The sequence below is a fragment of the Streptomyces sp. NPDC001880 genome, from assembly GCF_053594575.1.
Map to the genome: position 1 here is coordinate 18,982 of NZ_JBSFET010000038.1, position 16,542 is coordinate 35,523.

Below are 16,542 nucleotides of genomic sequence, written 5' to 3' on the forward strand. Positions count from 1 at the left end.
CCTTCAATACCGGAGCGTAACCACCCAGGCACATGGAGATAGCCTCAGGCCGCAGGGGTCACACAATTACCAGTATCTCCGACCTGGCTCCGGCCCGCTGCAAGTCCTCAGGACTCGCGGACACCGTGGTCAGCGAACTACGGAAGGGTCGTGTTGGCGAGGGCCAGTCGGTGCGGGCTTCAGCCCGTGCCCTCGCGCGATCTCGACCAAGACACGCTCGGGCATGGGTCTCCTGGAATAGATGCCTCCCTGACCTCGATTGTTACTTCCGGCGATCAAGGTGTGGTGGGGAGGCTCATGAGCAACCTGAAGGTCTTCAGGGTGAGAGGCGGGCAGGCCCGGGAGGTGCTGGGGGCAGCCGTAGGGGTGGAGGTCGAGCTGCAACGGCTGATCGAGGCCAACATGGAGGCGATGCTCGGCATCCGGTTCCTGGCGACCGAGTACCGCACCGGCCATCACGGAGGCCGGATCGATTCCCTGGGGCTGGACGAGAACGGCACGCCGGTCATCGTCGAGTACAAGCGCAACCGCGACCAGAACGTCATCAACCAGGGACTCTCGTACCTGTGGTGGCTTCACGATCACCACCATGAGTTCGAGAGCCTGACCCGCGAGAAGCTCGGCGACCAGGCCGCTGGGGAGATCGACTGGAGCGCTCCGCGGATCGTCTGCGTCGCCGGCGCTTTCACACACCACGACACGGTGGCTGTGGAGATGATCGGCCACCGGATTGACCTGGTGACGTACCGGATCTTCGAGGATGTGCTCACGCTGCAGCTCATCGCTTCGGCCGGCGGCACCCGCATCCTCCCTGCGAGGCGGAATTTCGGGAGCGGTCCGCGCTGCGGCTACTGCACCGAAGTCGGTCCAGCAGTACCTCGACGAGTCACCCGAGGAGCTGAAGGAACTGTACGCGGACCTCGAACGGCTACTGCTGGCGCACCGGGACGTACGCGAGGAGCCCCAGCTCCACTACATCGCCTGCCGGCGGATCAACAACGTCGCCACGGTGCGCCTGCAGCCGCGCAACCGGCTGCTCGTGGTCAACCTGAAGCTGGATCTGGACAAGGTGGAGCTGCACGAGGGGTTCTCCCGGGACATGCGCGGCGTGGGCGTCCTGGGAATCCGTGGAGGCGTCGAGGTCCGGATCGGCTCGCGCGAGGACCTCGTGCGGGCTACCGATCTCGTTCAACGGAGCATCGACGCTGGGTGACTCCCCCGTACATGGGAACGGCGGTTGTCCCGCCACTCTGGTGGAACAACCGCCCTTCTTTGCGTTCTGCGCCCACTGTCTGGGCTTCTCGCTCTCACTCCTCGGGCCCGGCAAGTTCGAAGTCGTCCTGGGCCAGCGCACCTCGCAGGCGCTGCTCGGCGATGTCGGCGTAGTGCTCGGAGAGTTCGACGCCGATGAACTTGCGGCCCTCGCGCAGGGCTGCGACGCCGGTCGTGCCGGAGCCGGTGAAGGGGTCGAGGACCGTGCCGCCCGGCGGGCAGATCTTCACCAGTTCCTGCATCACCTCCACGGGCTTCTGTGTGATGTGCACGCGATCCTTCCGAGGCTGGCTCGCTGTGTAGAGGCCGGGCAGGTAGACGGGATTCCGATCGGGGTCGACCGGGCCCTTGGTGCCCCAGACGATGTACTCGCAGGACTGCTTGAGCCGCCCCCTCTGCGGCCGGGAGACCGGCTTGTGCCACGCCGCGATGCCGCGCCAGGTCCAGCCGGCGGCCTGGAGCGCATCGGTGGTTGTGGGCAGTTGCCTCCAGTCGGTGAAGACGAGCGCGGCGCCGGACTCGGCGGTGACCCGGTAGGACTCGGTGAGCAGGAGGGTGAGCCAGAAGGCGTACGAACGCTGGTCGCGGTTCTCACCGGGGAAGTTGGCGAGGTCGTGTTCGGCGTCGCCCGAGGTGTACTTCGCGCGGGCGCTGCGGCCGGTTCGTTCGCCGCTGGTGCGGCCGCCGCTGTTGTAGGGCGGGTCCGTGATGACGGCATCGACGCTGTTGTCGGGGATGTCGGCGAGAGCGGTCAGCGCGTCGCCTCGGTGCAGGGTGTACGGCATGTGCGGTTCTCTCTTTCCGCGGGTACGGTCGTGCGCCTGATTCCGTGCTCTCGGAATTCTGCGCACGTCGGCGTGAGTCGCTCCCGGAAGCCACAGAAGCAGCCGCCTGAGGAGAGCGATGGGCTGCAGATTAACCGTTGTTCCCGGCCGCACCCAATGACGCTCGGCCGCCATTGATAGGTCTCCGCTGCCGACCGAGGCGTCGTTTGGTGCGGCCGGAATTCGTCTCTACAGTCTCGCCGTGTTCGACGGACGGGACCCAGCTCCCACCCTGTTGAGCTGTGCTGATGCGCGTTGCCTCGTCCAGGTGGCGGCACGAACGGCGCTCACAAAACGGACTGATATTTCAGCGAGGGGGTTTCTCCGTGCGGCGTGCGAGATTACGAGCGCGGCTTTCTTCCGCTCTCCAGTAACGGGGTTCCGAGGGGTCGGGAGTTAGCCGCTCCCACCCCCTGGAATCTCCATTCCCTGATCTCAGGTGTTGTGAATTTCCGACCGGCGCGGTCCCGCTGACCCTTTCGACGAGAACGCTGGTTCCGCGCTGCCTACGAGTAAGGAGCTGCTGATGCAGCATGCCCAGGCACGCCCGTCTCCGGAGTTCGGCTCCCACACCCGCCTCTTGGCGGACAGCCCGCGATCGTGAAGGCGGGCGCGGCGATAGTCGGGGCCGTGGTGCTCGGCCCGCTGCTGCTGATCGCCCCACTCGCGATGGCTCTGGCCGGTGCCAGCAATGCCCAGGCCGCCTGCGCGGGCGGCGATGCACAGGCTGTGGATTCCGCGGCGGTCGCCAAGCAGGTGGAGTCGATCCTGAAGGACGGCAGCGAGGCTGAGGTGTCCGTCCCAGGGCTGGACGATCCTGCGAAGCAGATCCCGAACGCCAAGACGATCCAGGCCACTGGCGTCGCCTTGAAGGTGCCGGCTCGGGGGCAGGTCGTGGCTCTGGCCACGGCTCTGCAGGAGTCGGGGCTGCGGAACCTGGACTATGGCGACCGGGATTCGCTTGGTCTCTTTCAGCAGCGCCCCAGCCAGGGCTGGGGAACAGCCCAGCAGGTCCGCGATCCGGTGCACGCCTCGACGAAGTTCTACGAGGCGTTGCTGAAGGTCTCGGGCTGGCAGTCGATGACCGTCACGCAGGCCGCGCAGGCGGTCCAGAAGAGCGGCTTCCCCGACGCCTACGCCAAGTGGGAGCCGCTGGCCACGGCTCTGCAGAAGGCCATCGCCACGTCACTGTCGACGGCGTCGAGTTCCGTCGAGGTCGATAGGGGCGGGCAGGTGGATCCGATGCCTGGCGGCTGCGGCACCGGTGAGGACGGGGCGAAGTTCGGCCCGATCCCCGCTGGCTCCGTCCCGAAGGGTTACAAGATCCCTGCTGATGCGCCGAAGTCCGTTCGTACGGCGATCCGTTGGGGCTTGGGCCAGCTCGGCACTCCGTATCAGTGGGGTGGCGCGTGCACCGCTCCGCACGGCCAGGACCCGATGGGCCGCTGCGACTGCTCGTCCCTGATGCAGGCGTCGTACAAGGCCGGCGGCATCTCGATCTCCCGGACCACGTACACGCAGGTCCAGGAGGGCAAGGCGGTCAGCGTCGACGCCCTCAAGCCGGGCGATCTCCTCTTCACCCGCGGCACGGCCGAAGTCCCGGAACACGTCGGGATGTTCATCGGCGACGGCTTGATCCTGCACGCGCCGCGCACCGGCGACGTGGTCAAAATCTCGACCCTCGCCGACTGGCGGCCGGACGTCCTCGCCGCCCGCCGGATCGTCTGACCGGCCTTTCCCGTCCCCCGCTCTCTCCGCCCCTTCCGGGCCTTCGCACGCCCAAAATCGTACTGGAGTTCAAATGAAGCTCATTCAGCATGCCCAGATCCTGGCGTACAACCCCGGCGTCACACCGAGTGAGGGTGGCCTGCCCGGTCTCGACGTCCTGAAGAAGGTCATGGGCAGCATCAACCTGTTCGGCATCATCGCCGTGGTCGGCGCCCTCGCCATCTCCGCCATCGTCTGGGCCTGGGGCCACCACAGCGGCGGCCATCAGGCGGAGGCCAACGGCAAGAAGGGCACGGTCGTCGCCGCCGGCTGCGCTCTGCTGCTCGGTGCGGCCAACGGCATCGTCGCGTTCTTCTCGGCGATGGGCGCGCAGGTTCACTGATGCCGAAGGAACATTTCTCTTCCGCTGGGGAGCGGACGCACAAGGCCCCGTCCTCGGTCCTGCGCCGCGCGTCGATCGGCGGCGTCATCCTCGCCGTTCTGCTGGCCGTCGCCGGGCTGGTCGCGTACGTCACCCGTACAGAGAGTCCGGCCCCGGCGGCCGCCCCGGCGCCCACGCCCTCCTCGGCGTCCTCGTCCCCGGCCGTCACCACGCACGCCGGACCGGCGGTGGCCGCCCCGCCCAGGACATCCGATCCGATCGAGTTCGCCAAGGCCGCGGCCAAGGTCCTGTGGACGTACGACGCCCGATCCTCTTCGCAGGCCGAGCACCTGGCCGGCCTCAAGCCGTGGATGACCGACGAGAGGAAGTACGCCGACTGGAAGTCGGTCTCGGACCAGGTGCCCAGTCCGGTGCTGTGGTCGCGGATGCGCGACAACGGGCAGCATGCCAGCGCCACGGTCGGCGAGGGCCACTTCCCGCAGGCGTTCAAGACCGCCCTGGCCCAGGACCCCGGCGCGATCACCGAGGCGTACGTCTACGCCGTCACGGTCACTGGCAAGCAGTCCATCGCCTGGAAGGGCTCCGGTGCCGGAGCCGAGTCCCGTTCGACGACCCTCGCCGTCCAGTGCCGGCCGGACCGGGACTGCGCCCTCGTCGGGGTCCTGCCGAACGTGGCGCCGTGATCGCCCTCAACCTGGATAAGGAGGCGCCCTGATGGGGGCTTGTGACCTTCCTCTGATGAACACGGTCTGCGACACCGTCGGCGGTGTGGTCGGCGCGACCGGCGAAGCGGTCACCGACGGCATCGGCGCCTGGATCGCCAAGTCGATGGGCGAGATGGCCCAGGCCGCGGCAGACCTGGCCTCGAAGGCCGTCGACGAGACCACAGCCATCGATCTCAACGCCGAGTGGTTCAGGAGCAACTACGAGCTAATCCTGCCCATCGGCCTCGTCCTGACCGTTGGCACATTCTGTCTGCAGCTCACCCGGGCCGCCTGGCGGCGGGACGACCGCGCCCTGGTTCAGGCGGTGTACGGAACCGTGGCCGGAGTCTTGTTCGCTTTCGCCGCCATCGCCTGCACCACCGTAGCGATCACTGTGGTCGACGCGCTCAGCGCCGGCCTCTTCGAGGCGGCCAACAGCTCCGTGGACGACGCAGTACGCCGCATGATCAAGGTCAACGAGCTGGGGGCGATGTTCGGCCTGGGCTGGGGCATCCCCGCTCTCGTCGCACTCGGCTGCGCGGTGGGTGCCTTCCTCTACTGGGCGGTGATGGTCGCACGCAAGGTCGGCATCCTGGTCCTGGTCACCCTGGCCGTGTTCGCCGGGGCCGGCGGCGGCTGGGAGGCCGCGCGGCGATGGCGGCGGGGATGGATCGAGGCGACCAGCACCCTGATCGTCTCCAAGCTCCTGATGACCATCGTGTTCCTGCTGGGCGTATCGGCCATGGGCAAGACGGACGCGAACGACGGACTCAGCGCCCTGTCGGACGCACTCGCGGGCCTCGTCGTGATGGTCCTGGTGCTGCTCTGTCCCTATGCCACGTACAAGTTCGTGCACTGGGCGGCCGATGGCGGCGGCCACGACGATCTGCACCGTACCGGTGTCGCGGGTATGGCGGTCGCCGCGGGTGCGGCGAAGACCGCAGGGCGGCTCGCGGTCCAGGCCGGCACCGGGATGCGGGCTCCGCAGGGGCCGGCGAAGGTGCCGGGCCAGGGCTCTGGCGGTGTCGCCTCCGGGATCGATCCGACCGGCGGACCCGGTGGTGACACCAAACCGAAGCAGACGCACTTCCGCTTCGGTGAGGACCCGGGCGCGACCGGCGACAAGGGCCGGGCGCTGATCCGTCGGCCTCCCACGGACGGCGACCGCGGAGTCCCGCTCATCCAGCGCCCTGGTGAGAGCCAGGGGGCCGACTCGGCGCCGGTGGTCTCCGGGCCGACGCCCCAGGGTGCCTCGGTCGCTCCGCCGCAGGTCACGCACCTGGACCCGCCGGCACCACGGCGCAGCGGTCCTCCTCCGCAGGGTGGCGCCAGCCCGCAGCGGTGGATCTACCCCGGACCGACGGACCGATCGGGCTCGTAGCCCGTTGCTGACGGGGCGGGCCAAGGTCCCGCCTGGCCCGCCCCGTCTTCCTCTTCTTCCTTCTCTTCGACGTTCCAAGGACGGCTTCGCCATGCTCTCTGACGTTCCACACCCCGATGGTCCAGCCACCGTCAAGTTCCCTCACCGCTCGCGCCGGGGCGTGCTGCTCGGTCTCTCGGCCCCTCAGCTGATCGTCGTCGCGGCCTGTGGTCTGCTCCTGCTCGGGGTGCTGCTCACCTCCGGTGTGACCGGAGCGCTCGAGCTCGTACCGCTGTGGGCTCTCGTCCTCGCGGCGGTCTTCATCCGCCACCGTGGGCGCTCGCTCGCCGACTGGGCGCCGATCGCGACCCGATACGCGCTCCGTCGCTTCCGGGGCCAGCTGGTCTGGCTCGCCCGTCCGTCCACCCGGCCGCGGCGTGAGGGCCTGCTGCATCTGCCCGGCACGGCCGCGTCTCTGCGGGTGGTCACCTCGCCGGACGGCCGCCTCGGCGCGGTACACGATCCGCACCACGCCACCCTCACCGCCGTGGTGAAGGTCTCCTCTCGCGCCTTCGCCCTGCTCGATCCCGCCACCCAGACCGGCAACGTCTCCGGCTGGGGCCGCACCCTGGCCGCGCTCGCGCGCACCGGGCACATCGCCCGCGTCCAGGTCCTGGAGCGCACCGTCCCCGACTCCGGCGACGCGCTCAACCGCTACTGGCACGAGCACGGCAACGCCCAGACCCCGCTCGCCGGACCGGTCTACAGCGACCTGCTGGCCGCCGCCGGCCCCGCCGCCGCACCGCACGAGGCGTACGTCGCCCTCGCCCTCGACCTCAAGGCGGCCCGCCGCCTGATCAACCAGGCAGGCGGCGGACTCACCGGAGCCTTCGCCGTCCTGGCCCAGCTCGCTTCCACCTTCGACCAGTCCGCCCGTACCTCCGGGCTCACACCGAGCGGTTGGCTGCCCGCAAGTGAGATCGCCGCCGTGATCCGCACCGCGTACGACCCCGAGGCGTCGGCGGCCCTCGACCGGTGGTCCGACTCGGGCCGTCCGCAGGCCGACCCCGCTGCTGCCGGGCCGGTCGTGCTGGTCGAGAAGGCCGACCGTATCCAGACCGACTCGGCCCACCACGCCACGTTCTGGATCGAGAACTGGCCGCGCATCGAGACCAGCCCCGGCTTCCTCCACCAGCTCCTGTTCACCACCGGCGTGCGCCGCACCCTCTCGCTGACCTACGAACCCAAGGGGCTGGACGCCGCCCTCAAGGATGTACAGCGCAAGAAGGCCACCGTGATCGCGGACGCCGCCGAACGGGCCCGCAAGGGCCGGGTCGACTCCGAGGAGGACTCGGTCGAGTACGCCGACATCAAGCAGCGCGAGCGCCAGCTCATCGCCGGGCACGCCGATGTCGCACTCACCGGCCTGCTCACCGTGAGCGCGGACACCAACGAGGAACTCAACGCCGCCTGCGCCGCCATCGAGACCGCGGCCGTCACCGCCCTCGTCGACCTGCGCCTGCTGACCTGGCAGCAGGCCGAAGCCTTCACCAACGCCGCTCTGCCGCTCGCCCGCCCGTAGCGCGGCCCAGCACCACCGACCACGCTCTACCGAAGGGCACCCACATGCCGACCGAGCCCCTGCCCGAACTGGCTCCGGACTTCGTCCCGTTCGCCACCGCCGCGCTCGACTTCCACCAGGCCATCAACATGCCCGTCGCCCCAATCGCCGCCAGCCGCACCGAACTGGACTCCCTGCACGCCCACCTGATCGCCCTGTACGGACTCCTGGACGCGCACACCGCGCGGACCTCTCCAGTGGCCACAGCCGAGGGCGATCACCTGAGGGCCTGCCGCATCCGGCTGTGGCAGGCAGCCGAACACCTCCACGCCGCCTACCACGCAGCCCCGCACCCGGTCACCGACCGCCTCCCCACCCGGGAGGAGTGCCGGGCCCGCCTTCCCGAAGGCGCCCCCGACCTCACCGTGTGCCAGCGCCACCTGGCCACCGCCGCCCGCGTCCGCCGTGACCACACCCCGGCCGACCTGCGCGACCCCTTCACCGGCCTCACCCGCCACTGACCACCGGAGCACCACCGCCATGCCCACCCGCACCACCCGCGCCAGCGCCAGTCCGCTGTTCGTCCCCCGCAAGACCGACCGCCGCACGGCCCGCGCCGCCCGCGACCAGTTCGCCGCCGCCCGCGACAAGGCCCGCCACACGGCCCGACCCGAAGCCCGCCGTACCGAGACCGGCATCGATCCCGAGCTGCGCGCCAGCTACTCGGCCGCCGGACGCCCCGGCCCCGCCTCCGCCCGCTGCGGCCATCTCAAGCTCCCCACCCACCGGATGACCACCGCCACCGCGTCCGGCGCCTACCCCTTCCTCGCCGAGGGCGGCCTGGGCGCCCAGGGCATCTACGTGGGCCGCGACGTGCACGCCGAAGCCGCCTTCACCTACGACCCGTTCGCGCTGTACGGGCGGCTCGAAGGCTTCACGAATCCGAACATCCTGCTCGCCGGGATCATCGGCATGGGCAAGTCCGCCCTGGCCAAGTCCCTCGCCGTGCGCGCCGTAGCCTTCGGCTACCGCATCTACGTGCCCTGCGATCCCAAGGGCGAATGGACCGTGGTCGCCCAGGCGTTGGGCGGGCAGACCATCGCGCTGGGCCCCGGCCTTCCCGGTCGGTTGAATCCGCTGGACGCCCCCGCCCGGCCGTTCGGTGTCAGCGAGGACGACTGGACGGGCGAGGTCCGCAAGCGGCGCCTGCTTCTCCTCGGCTCGCTCGCGAAGACGGTTCTGCGACGCGACCTGCACCCGATGGAGCACACCGCCCTGGATGTGGCACTCGACCAAGCGGTCGTACACGCCGAAGTCGCCGGGACCACCCCGCTGCTGGGCGACGTGGCGTATGTGCTGGGCTCGCCCGAGCGGCTCGACGCCGTGCTCGGCGACCTGTCCGGACGCCTCGGACGGGCGGCCGAGGACCTGGCCCACGCGCTGCGGCGCCTCGTACACGGCGACCTGGCCGGCATGTTCGACGCGCCGAGCACCGTCGCGTTCGATCCGGCCGCGCCCATGCTCTCCATCGACCTGTCCCGGCTCGGCGGTGCCAGCGACGACACCGCACTCGTCCTCGCGATGACCTGTGCCTCCGCGTGGATGGAGTCCGCGCTCGCCGACCCCACCGGCGGCCGACGTTGGGTGATCTACGACGAGGCATGGCGCGTGATGCGACACGTCGCCCTGCTGGAACGCATGCAGAGCCAGTGGAAGCTCAGCCGAGGACTCGGCATCGCCAACATGATGGTCATCCACCGCCTCAGCGACCTGCTCACCGCAGGCGATGCCGGCTCCCGGGGCCGCGCCCTCGCCGAGGGCCTGCTCACCGACTGCTCAACCCGCATCATTTACCGCCAGGAAGCCGACCAACTCGCCTCCGCAGCTGCTCTCCTGGGCCTCACCGGCGTCGAGACCCAGGCCGTCTCCGCCCTCACCAAGGGGCGCGGTCTCTGGAAGGTCGCAGGCCGGTCGTTCATCACTCAACATCTGTTGCACCCGCACGAACGCGAGCTGTTCGACACCGACTTCCGGATGCACGCCTGAGCCATCCACTCGCGATCAAGGCCCTCCGGGAAGCCGACTCATCGTCTCGTCTCCCCTCTCCGCCCGCCGCACCACACCCCTTCGTACGGGAAGCCATCCCCATGCACCTGCAGCACACGATCCGTCGCGGCCTGCGCCGCCTCGCCCAGCTCTACTCCGACGCCGCCCAGGCCCACACCGCACACGGCCGAATCTCCGCGGCGACAGATCCGTCCGGTCCCCTGGACGAGGCCCTCCGGGTGGACGGCCGACGCTCCGCTGAGCGCGAGGGCGCCGGTGCTCGTCATGGCTGAGCCGGCCTGGATCACGCTCGGCAAACACCCCCAGCTGGGGCTCACCGCCACCACCCACCACGTCGCGATCGACGGCGCCTCTCTCTTCGAACCGGCTCCTCGCGGGGACGCCCAGCCCGCGAACCGCACAGCCCTGCCCCCGCTGCCCCCGCACCCGATAGACCGCACGCCAAGGAGCCCTCGCGATGACTCTGCAACTCGAGCCGGACGTTGCCTTCGGAACGCACCCCGACTTCGGGGTGGCCGCCGCCGTCGCCGACGACCGCCCGTTCCTGGACGAAGTCCTGCGCAAGCACCACTTCCGCTACAGCAAGTACCTCGACGTCTACCTGCTGCCGGACGGCACCCCCCACAACACGGCGGTGCGGACCGTGGCCAGCGCGACCCGCGAATTCCAGGAAGCCGGTCTCTCCGTCGCAGCCGATCCCAAGATCATGGTTCCGCCACCAGTCCCGACTCCGGACGGAGTCCCGGTGCGGGCGACCCAACCCGGCCAGTCCTTGACCGCGTTGACCGGGCAACTGCACGAGCTGCGCCGCGCGGTGGACGTCTCCGAGGTCCTGGGCGAGATCCTCGACGAGCATCACGGCGTCGTGCCCGACCTGGAGGAGTTCATCGACACGGCCGCTGCCTGGTGCGAGCGGCTCGGCACGCCCAATGGTTACGAGCTGGGCCTTCACCTGCGCAACATCGCTCATCACGTCGCATTCCTCGGTGACCAACTCGTCGGAGCCCAGCTCGAACTGGCCGTCATGCCCGACGCGGCTCCCGAGAACACCCCGCCCCTGGCCGAGGTGCCGTTGCCGGACCGGCAGGAGTGGCTCCGGGTCACGCACACCGCGCGAGCGTGCGCCGCTGTGGCGTCGTCCCCCAACCGCCCTGCCAACTCCCCGACGCATCAGGACGACGCAATGCCGCGTCCCCAGAACGCCTCGGCCAGCCCAAGTCGCACCCGCTGATCTCCCCTCCTCTTCCTCAACGTTCAAGGAGTCCATCGCATGGCCGTGAAGAAGCTCTGGACCATCGACCACGCCTGCGGTCACACCAAGGAGGCCGACCTCTCCGACCGTCCGGCCGACCGGCGTGCCGGGTACGCCCGCTGGCTCGCCGGCCGGGACTGCTCCGACTGCTGGCGGGCCTCCCGCGAGGAGGACACCGAGGCCAGGGCCGAGTGGCTCGCGAAGCAAAGGGCGACCGAGCAGACCGAGGCCGAGGCGTGGTCCGAGCAGTACCGCATGCCGCCGCTGGACGGCACCGACCGCGCGGTCGCCTGGGCCACCCGCTGTCGCCACCAGCTCGTCTCCACCGCATACACCGCGCTCGTCGTCGAAGGAACGACGAGCGAGGCGGAGTGGGCGGCCATCGAGGACGCCGCCCGGCCCCTGACCCGTGCCGGGTGGTGGCTCGACCAGCGCGACGCCGACCCCGCGGACCTGCCCGAACTGCTGGAAGCCGCCTCCGCGGGCGACCGGCAGACCGAGAACCCCCACTTCTGAACAGAAGGCGCAGGTGACCAACTACTACGCGGTCACCCCGGCTGCCAGGTGTGCCGTAGCGCCCACCGGCGCACCCGGACAACGCGGCCCTGGCGATGTCCTCGGCCCCTCCTCTTCCACCCGCCCCAGCCGTCAGGAGCTCACTCGTGATCGCCAGAAGAACCCGCCGGCCCCAGCACGCCGCCCATCTCTCACCAAGTAACGGGATCCCGCTTTGTCTCCTGCACGCACCAACACGCCCTCGACCACCACCGGCACCGACTTCCTGCTGTACCTGATGCTGTCCGTCGCCGCCCTCGGCATGGGTGCCGGGACGTTGGCCTGGTTGTTCGGCAACGGCGCCAACGCTTTCACCAGGTCCGGGCCCTGGGCCCCCTACGAGCCGACCGCAGCGCTGCTGCACCCCCATGAGCTCTGGCCGCACCTCCCGCAACCCGTCCTCGTCGGCGCCTGCTACGTCCTGCCCACACTCATCCTCCTGGCCGCCGCGCTGCTCGGCGTGAAGGTGTGGCTACGACTGCGGGGCAATCCCAAGGGGCTGGCTGACCAGCGCGATCTGGCTGATCTGATGCCGAAGAAAATCGCGGCCAAGGCGATCGATCTTCGTCCGAGCCTCAAGGGCACCAGGCCCAAGGACACCGCACCCGACGACCGCGGCGTTCTGCTCGGCACGCTCGCGCCCGGCGCGCGCGAGGTCCGCTCCTCGTGGGAGGACGTGCTCCTGGCAATCATGGCGCCCCGGTCGGGAAAGACCTCCGGTCTGGCGATCCCAGCGATCCTGCGCGCCCCCGGACCGGTACTGCTGACCTCGAACAAGGCGGCACGCGATGCCTACACCGCCACGCTCGCGGCCCGCGCCGAAGTCGGCACGGTGTGGACGCTCGATCCGCAGCAGATCGCACACTCACCCCGGACGATGTGGTGGGACATCCTTGCCGACGCCCACGATCTCGCCGGGGCCCGTCGCTTGGCCGGGCACTTCGTGACCGCCTCCGTGGACGAGTCGAGCGCGGGCGACTTCTGGTCCACCGCCGCCGCCAACACACTCACCGCGCTGTTCCTCGCCGCCGCCCGTGACCGGCGACCGATCACCGATGTCCTGGCCTGGCTCGCCTCCCCGGCCGACCGCACCCCCATCGACCTGCTCCAGGACGCCAAACTCGACGCGGTCGCCGCCCAGCTCCAGGGCACCGTGGCCGGCGCCGTCGAGACCCGCGACGGCATCTTCGAAACTGCGCGGCAGTACGCCAGCTGCTTGCTCGCCCCGGCCATCGCCGCCTGGGTCACGCCGCCCAGCGGCCTCGGCCAGATCCGCGAGTTCAAGCCCGAGGCGTTCGCCACCAGCAAGGACACCCTGTTCCTGCTGTCGAAGGACGGTGGCGGCTCCGCCTCGGCGATCATCGCCGCCGCTGCCGATGCGGTGATGCGCGCGGCCGTCATCCAGGCCGAGCGCGACGGCGGGCGGCTCGATGCTCCGCTGCTCGCGATCCTCGACGAGGCCGCCAACGTGTGCAAGATCGCCGACCTGCCGGATCTGTACTCGCACCTCGGCTCCCGGGGCGTCATCCCGATCACGATCCTGCAGTCCTACCGCCAGGGCGTCCGCGTCTGGGGCGAGGCCGGAATGGACGCCCTGTGGTCCGCCGCGACGATCAAGCTCGTCGGCTCGGGCATCGACGACGCCGACTTCGCGGACAAGCTCAGCCGCCTGGTGGGCGATCACGACGTCCGTACGGTTTCGGTGTCGACCAGCGAGACGGGAAAGTCCACGTCGGTCTCCATGCGCCAGGAGCGCGTGCTTCCGGCTGACGCGATCCGCGCCCTGCCCAAGGGCTCCGCCCTCCTGCTGGCCACCGGCATCCGCCCCGCGCTCCTCGACCTCAAGCCCTGGTACCGGGAACCGGACGCCGACCGGCTCGGCGCCGCGTCCGCCAAGGAGACCGCGACGATCACCGAGCGAGCGCTGGCCAAGAACCCGCGCCTCGACGACTTCGGCCCGGCCGCATGACCCCGGTGCTGCCAGACCCCCTGCTGGCGAGACGCGATGGAGCACACCCCCATCGGCCTCGTATCCCCGGGCTCTCGCCCTCGTCCTCTTGAGGTACTGCCATGTCCCACCCCGCCCCGTCCTGGGCTTCGGTCCGCCGGTCCGAGCGCCTCGCCGGCACACCCGTCGTACGCCGTGGCGCCGACTGGTGGCTCGTGTCCGCGTCCGGGTCCGTGCTTGCCTCGGACCCCGTCTTCACCGGTGAGCTGGACCGCTTCGCGGCCGATCTGGCGGCGGCCAACCACGCGGTCGCCGAGATCCGCGCCCAGGGCAAGGCCACGCGCAAGGCACAGTCATGACGCCGCTCGTCCACGCCGAGCAGGCCGTGCTGGGCGCGATCTTCCTGGAGCCCGGCCAGCTCGACCGGCTCTCAGCCTGGCTGCGGCCAGAGCACTTCTCCCGTCCCGCCCACACCGCCATCTACGCCGCGCTGCTCAAGCTCAAGGCCGACGGTCACCCAGCAGCAGCCACGACGGCCGGCGCACCCGTCCCGCTGGCCTGGCTGACCGACACGCTGCAGGAGGCGACCACGCGCACGCGCGGGCTCACCGCCTCACACCTGCACACCCTCGTGTCGGCGTGCCCGCGCCCCGACCACGCCCCGGTGTACGGGCGGATGGTCCTGGATGGCGCCATCCACCGCAGTGTGGCCAAGCACGCCGCCCGTCTTCACCAGGCCGCGCTCGACGACGCCCAAGCCGGCACGGTGGAAGAGACGCTGCACCACGCCCAGGTCCTGACCGACGTACTCGCCGACCTGGCTCGTGGCTGGGGCGCAGAGGCTCGGCCGGTGGAGCCACCCGCCGCGTACACGCCCCGGGCCGAGCGCCCCCAGCCGGTGGGCGAGCAGCTCCTCGCCGACGAGGAGTTCCTCCTCGGCTGTCTTGTCTCCCGCCCCGAGCAGTTGCTCGGCCTGGTGCGGTGGCTTCGCCCCGGCGACTTCGCCGACCTGGGCCATCAGCAGATCTACCGCGCTTTGGGGGCCCTGCACCATCGCGGCGAGCCGATCGACCAGCTGACCGTGCTGTGGGAATCCCAGCGTCGCGGCGCTCTCGCCGACGGAACGCTCGACGCCGAGCGTGTGCGGCGGATCTGCGATCCGCTCGTGGGCGGGGCCGCCGAGCACTTCGGCGAGCAGGTCATCCAAGCCTCCCTCGTCCGCACGGCCGCCGTGGCAGCCCGGCAAGTAGGGGCCCTGGCCGACCGCGACGCGCTCGCGCCCGGGCAGCTCATCGGCTACGCCCTGCACGCGCTCGGCCCCCTGGACGACGTGCGCCGCCGCTTGCATCTCGCGCAGAAGGTTGAACCCGAGCCGCGGCAACCGGCCAGCCGGCCCGGTGCGCCGCCACCCCCCGCCCGCATCGACGCTGCCCGAGCCCGCAGCCGCCTCGCAGACACCTCGGCCCCCTCGGCACCTGTCGCGGCCTCCCGCGCCGCGCTTCCTGACCGACACAACCATCGGAGTCCGTCATGACCGACCACACTGGCCGCGCCAACCTGGAGGAGGACGAACTGTACGCGGTGGCCCTGGACTTCGAGATGCTCCGCTCCGACACGGTTACGCCGCCCCAGCCATCGATCGGGAGCCTGTGCTCCGGGTACGGCGGTCTGGATCTCGGCGTCCGGGCCGTCTTCGGCGGAACCGTCGCCTGGCATGCCGAGGTCGATCCGGGGCCGGCCCGGATCCTGTCCCGACACTGGCCGACCGTGCCGAACCTCGGCGACATCACGGCCGCGAACTGGGCCGACGCCCCGGAGGTCTGCATCCTGACAGCCGGATTCCCCTGTCAAAGACGTCTCGGTCGCCGGTCGTCGCGCCGGACTGGCTGATGGCACCCGGTCCGGTCTGTGGTTGCACATCGTCCGCGCCATCGAAGCCCTCAACCCGTGCCTGGTGGTCATCGAGAATGTCCGAGGACTCCTCACCTCCCCCGCCGGTTCCCCTGGCGACGTAGAACCGTGCCCGTGGTGTCTGGGAGACACCGCAGGCCAGCCTGCTGTGCGCGCACTCGGTGCCGTACTCGGCTCCCTGGCCGACCTCGGGTTCGATGCGCGCTGGTGCGTGCTTCGCGCCTCTGATGTCGGAGCCCCGCACCGCCGCGAGCGGATCTTCCTCGCTTATCTGGACAGATTCGCCTCAGAAGACGGGCATTTTCGCCCGATCGAGTGTGCTCGGTTAGGGGTGCCCGGAAGGGGCATCGTGCTGCGCGTACTCGTCGGCAAGGGCGCACATTTCACCGATGTACTGCCTCAACTTTTCAGGGGGCGTGTTTCGGTCGTTGCCCCATTGGCTCCAGAGTCCGTCCGGTTCCAGGAACCCGGCGGCGTGCGTGGTGCCGAGGGCTCCGTCGAGGTGCAGGAGTGCGCCCAGCGCCCATTCCTGGTCGTATCGGCACTCGGGCTGCCGGAGGTAGTGGTCCAGGTAGGTGGTGAGCAAGGCCGCGTCCTCGGTGGTGCCGAGCAGGGCGAGTGCGATGCAGTAGCCCTGGCCTGCGTAGGTGAGTTCGCTGGCGAGCAGGAGGCCACCGATGCGCTCGCGGAACTGCTCGCGGCGGTCCAGCCCGATCATCCATGCCGCGGTTATGCGCGAGCGCCAGTTGGGCTGGAGCATGAATTCGAGTTCGGCGTCAGTGACGCTCCGCGAGTCGAGGCCGAGGGTCTGGAGGAACTGTGTGCGTTCCTCGGCAGGCAGCCTGACGAAGTTGCCGTGGAGCAGGTCCAGGTAGCGGCCGGTCTTGGGGCTCGGAGTGGCCATCACGTAGCGGCGGATGGTGTCGGTTCCGGGGGCGGGCATCGGCTCAGGGAAGGGCATGGACGCATCCTCGCTGT

General features: G+C 70.1%; 18 protein-coding genes and 1 pseudogene. 16 read left to right on the forward strand and 3 right to left on the reverse strand.

All coding sequences use genetic code 11. From position 1 onward, the window contains the following. Positions 1-129 precede the first annotated feature (129 nt). Complete coding sequence (locus ACWCQ6_RS20940) at positions 130-726, reverse strand: hypothetical protein (protein WP_451091268.1); 597 nt, start codon at positions 724-726, stop codon at positions 130-132. A 34-nt stretch (positions 727-760) separates the two neighbouring features. On the opposite strand from ACWCQ6_RS20940, the gene ACWCQ6_RS20945 reads away from it, so the two are divergent. Then, the gene (locus ACWCQ6_RS20945) at positions 761-1,213 is read left to right on the forward strand and encodes a hypothetical protein (RefSeq protein ID WP_451091270.1); all 453 of its coding nucleotides are present in this window, start codon (positions 761-763) and stop codon (positions 1,211-1,213) included. Between the two features lie 94 nt (positions 1,214-1,307). Here ACWCQ6_RS20945 and ACWCQ6_RS20950 read toward each other — a convergent pair whose 3' ends face one another. Continuing rightward, positions 1,308-2,057, reverse strand: a complete 750-nt coding sequence (locus ACWCQ6_RS20950; RefSeq protein ID WP_451091272.1) for a DNA-methyltransferase — start codon at positions 2,055-2,057, stop codon at positions 1,308-1,310. Between the two features lie 639 nt (positions 2,058-2,696). Between ACWCQ6_RS20950 and ACWCQ6_RS20955 the strand changes: the two genes are divergently transcribed. From ACWCQ6_RS20955 to ACWCQ6_RS21025, 15 genes and pseudogenes are all read left to right on the forward strand, one after another. Then, on the forward strand, positions 2,697-3,824 hold the full coding sequence (locus tag ACWCQ6_RS20955; protein ID WP_451091274.1) for a C40 family peptidase: 1,128 nt from the start codon (positions 2,697-2,699) through the stop codon (positions 3,822-3,824). A 73-nt stretch (positions 3,825-3,897) separates the two neighbouring features. After that, positions 3,898-4,206 (forward strand): DUF6112 family protein, encoded by a 309-nt coding sequence (locus ACWCQ6_RS20960; RefSeq protein WP_451091276.1) that lies wholly within the window; start codon positions 3,898-3,900, stop codon positions 4,204-4,206. After that, a complete protein-coding gene (locus ACWCQ6_RS20965) occupies positions 4,206-4,889 on the forward strand; it encodes a hypothetical protein (RefSeq protein ID WP_451091278.1) in 684 nt (227 codons plus the stop codon). The genes ACWCQ6_RS20960 and ACWCQ6_RS20965 overlap by 1 nt, the downstream gene beginning before the upstream one ends. 31 nt (positions 4,890-4,920) lie before the next feature. Beyond that, on the forward strand, positions 4,921-6,291 hold the full coding sequence (locus tag ACWCQ6_RS20970; protein WP_451091280.1) for an SCO6881 family protein: 1,371 nt from the start codon (positions 4,921-4,923) through the stop codon (positions 6,289-6,291). Positions 6,292-6,382: 91 nt separating this feature from the next. Then, entirely contained in the window at positions 6,383-7,852 is a 1,470-nt protein-coding gene (locus ACWCQ6_RS20975) for an SCO6880 family protein (protein WP_451091282.1), read from the forward strand. 44 nt (positions 7,853-7,896) lie between these two features. Beyond that, positions 7,897-8,352, forward strand: a complete 456-nt coding sequence (locus tag ACWCQ6_RS20980; RefSeq protein WP_451091284.1) for a DUF6238 family protein — start codon at positions 7,897-7,899, stop codon at positions 8,350-8,352. 19 nt (positions 8,353-8,371) lie between these two features. Continuing rightward, positions 8,372-9,877, forward strand: a complete 1,506-nt coding sequence (locus ACWCQ6_RS20985) for an ATP-binding protein (RefSeq protein WP_451091286.1) — start codon at positions 8,372-8,374, stop codon at positions 9,875-9,877. A 101-nt stretch (positions 9,878-9,978) separates the two neighbouring features. Continuing rightward, positions 9,979-10,170, forward strand: a complete 192-nt coding sequence (locus tag ACWCQ6_RS20990) for a hypothetical protein (RefSeq protein WP_451091288.1) — start codon at positions 9,979-9,981, stop codon at positions 10,168-10,170. A 185-nt stretch (positions 10,171-10,355) separates the two neighbouring features. Then, complete coding sequence (locus tag ACWCQ6_RS20995) at positions 10,356-11,129, forward strand: hypothetical protein (protein ID WP_451091290.1); 774 nt, start codon at positions 10,356-10,358, stop codon at positions 11,127-11,129. 39 nt (positions 11,130-11,168) lie between these two features. Then, the gene (locus ACWCQ6_RS21000; RefSeq protein WP_451091292.1) at positions 11,169-11,666 is read left to right on the forward strand and encodes a hypothetical protein; all 498 of its coding nucleotides are present in this window, start codon (positions 11,169-11,171) and stop codon (positions 11,664-11,666) included. Positions 11,667-11,880: 214 nt separating this feature from the next. Next, positions 11,881-13,674, forward strand: coding sequence for a type IV secretory system conjugative DNA transfer family protein (locus ACWCQ6_RS21005; protein ID WP_451091294.1), 1,794 nt, complete (start codon positions 11,881-11,883; stop codon positions 13,672-13,674). Positions 13,675-13,775: 101 nt separating this feature from the next. Further along, entirely contained in the window at positions 13,776-14,012 is a 237-nt protein-coding gene (locus ACWCQ6_RS21010; RefSeq protein WP_451091296.1) for a hypothetical protein, read from the forward strand. Continuing rightward, positions 14,009-15,187 carry a DnaB-like helicase N-terminal domain-containing protein gene (locus ACWCQ6_RS21015; protein ID WP_451091298.1) on the forward strand — a complete coding sequence of 393 codons (1,179 nt, stop codon included), beginning with the start codon at positions 14,009-14,011 and terminating at the stop codon, positions 15,185-15,187. Before ACWCQ6_RS21010 ends, ACWCQ6_RS21015 begins: the two co-directional genes overlap by 4 nt. Further along, positions 15,184-15,543 (forward strand): DNA cytosine methyltransferase, encoded by a 360-nt coding sequence (locus ACWCQ6_RS21020; RefSeq protein WP_451091300.1) that lies wholly within the window; start codon positions 15,184-15,186, stop codon positions 15,541-15,543. Before ACWCQ6_RS21015 ends, ACWCQ6_RS21020 begins: the two co-directional genes overlap by 4 nt. A 16-nt stretch (positions 15,544-15,559) precedes the next feature. Further along, positions 15,560-15,769, forward strand: a pseudogene (locus ACWCQ6_RS21025) (DNA cytosine methyltransferase); the annotation flags it as partial. 120 nt (positions 15,770-15,889) lie between these two features. Here the strand turns inward: ACWCQ6_RS21025 and ACWCQ6_RS21030 are convergent. Continuing rightward, complete coding sequence (locus tag ACWCQ6_RS21030; RefSeq protein WP_451091302.1) at positions 15,890-16,525, reverse strand: DUF6000 family protein; 636 nt, start codon at positions 16,523-16,525, stop codon at positions 15,890-15,892. Positions 16,526-16,542 lie beyond the last annotated feature (17 nt).

What these genes read in the sequence shown, in the direction of transcription:
- ACWCQ6_RS21030 (WP_451091302.1), bottom strand. Translation starts at nt 16,525, where the DNA reads ATGCCCTTCCCTGAGCCGATGCCCGCCCCCGGAACCGACACCATCCGC.
- ACWCQ6_RS20965 (WP_451091278.1), top strand. Translation starts at nt 4,206, where the DNA reads ATGCCGAAGGAACATTTCTCTTCCGCTGGGGAGCGGACGCACAAGGCC.
- ACWCQ6_RS21010 (WP_451091296.1), top strand. Translation starts at nt 13,776, where the DNA reads ATGTCCCACCCCGCCCCGTCCTGGGCTTCGGTCCGCCGGTCCGAGCGC.
- ACWCQ6_RS20950 (WP_451091272.1), bottom strand. Translation starts at nt 2,057, where the DNA reads ATGCCGTACACCCTGCACCGAGGCGACGCGCTGACCGCTCTCGCCGAC.
- ACWCQ6_RS21000 (WP_451091292.1), top strand. Translation starts at nt 11,169, where the DNA reads ATGGCCGTGAAGAAGCTCTGGACCATCGACCACGCCTGCGGTCACACC.
- ACWCQ6_RS20990 (WP_451091288.1), top strand. Translation starts at nt 9,979, where the DNA reads ATGCACCTGCAGCACACGATCCGTCGCGGCCTGCGCCGCCTCGCCCAG.
- ACWCQ6_RS20970 (WP_451091280.1), top strand. Translation starts at nt 4,921, where the DNA reads ATGGGGGCTTGTGACCTTCCTCTGATGAACACGGTCTGCGACACCGTC.
- ACWCQ6_RS20995 (WP_451091290.1), top strand. Translation starts at nt 10,356, where the DNA reads ATGACTCTGCAACTCGAGCCGGACGTTGCCTTCGGAACGCACCCCGAC.
- ACWCQ6_RS21020 (WP_451091300.1), top strand. Translation starts at nt 15,184, where the DNA reads ATGACCGACCACACTGGCCGCGCCAACCTGGAGGAGGACGAACTGTAC.
- ACWCQ6_RS20945 (WP_451091270.1), top strand. Translation starts at nt 761, where the DNA reads ATGTGCTCACGCTGCAGCTCATCGCTTCGGCCGGCGGCACCCGCATCC.
- ACWCQ6_RS20985 (WP_451091286.1), top strand. Translation starts at nt 8,372, where the DNA reads ATGCCCACCCGCACCACCCGCGCCAGCGCCAGTCCGCTGTTCGTCCCC.
- ACWCQ6_RS21015 (WP_451091298.1), top strand. Translation starts at nt 14,009, where the DNA reads ATGACGCCGCTCGTCCACGCCGAGCAGGCCGTGCTGGGCGCGATCTTC.
- ACWCQ6_RS20960 (WP_451091276.1), top strand. Translation starts at nt 3,898, where the DNA reads ATGAAGCTCATTCAGCATGCCCAGATCCTGGCGTACAACCCCGGCGTC.
- ACWCQ6_RS20980 (WP_451091284.1), top strand. Translation starts at nt 7,897, where the DNA reads ATGCCGACCGAGCCCCTGCCCGAACTGGCTCCGGACTTCGTCCCGTTC.
- ACWCQ6_RS20975 (WP_451091282.1), top strand. Translation starts at nt 6,383, where the DNA reads ATGCTCTCTGACGTTCCACACCCCGATGGTCCAGCCACCGTCAAGTTC.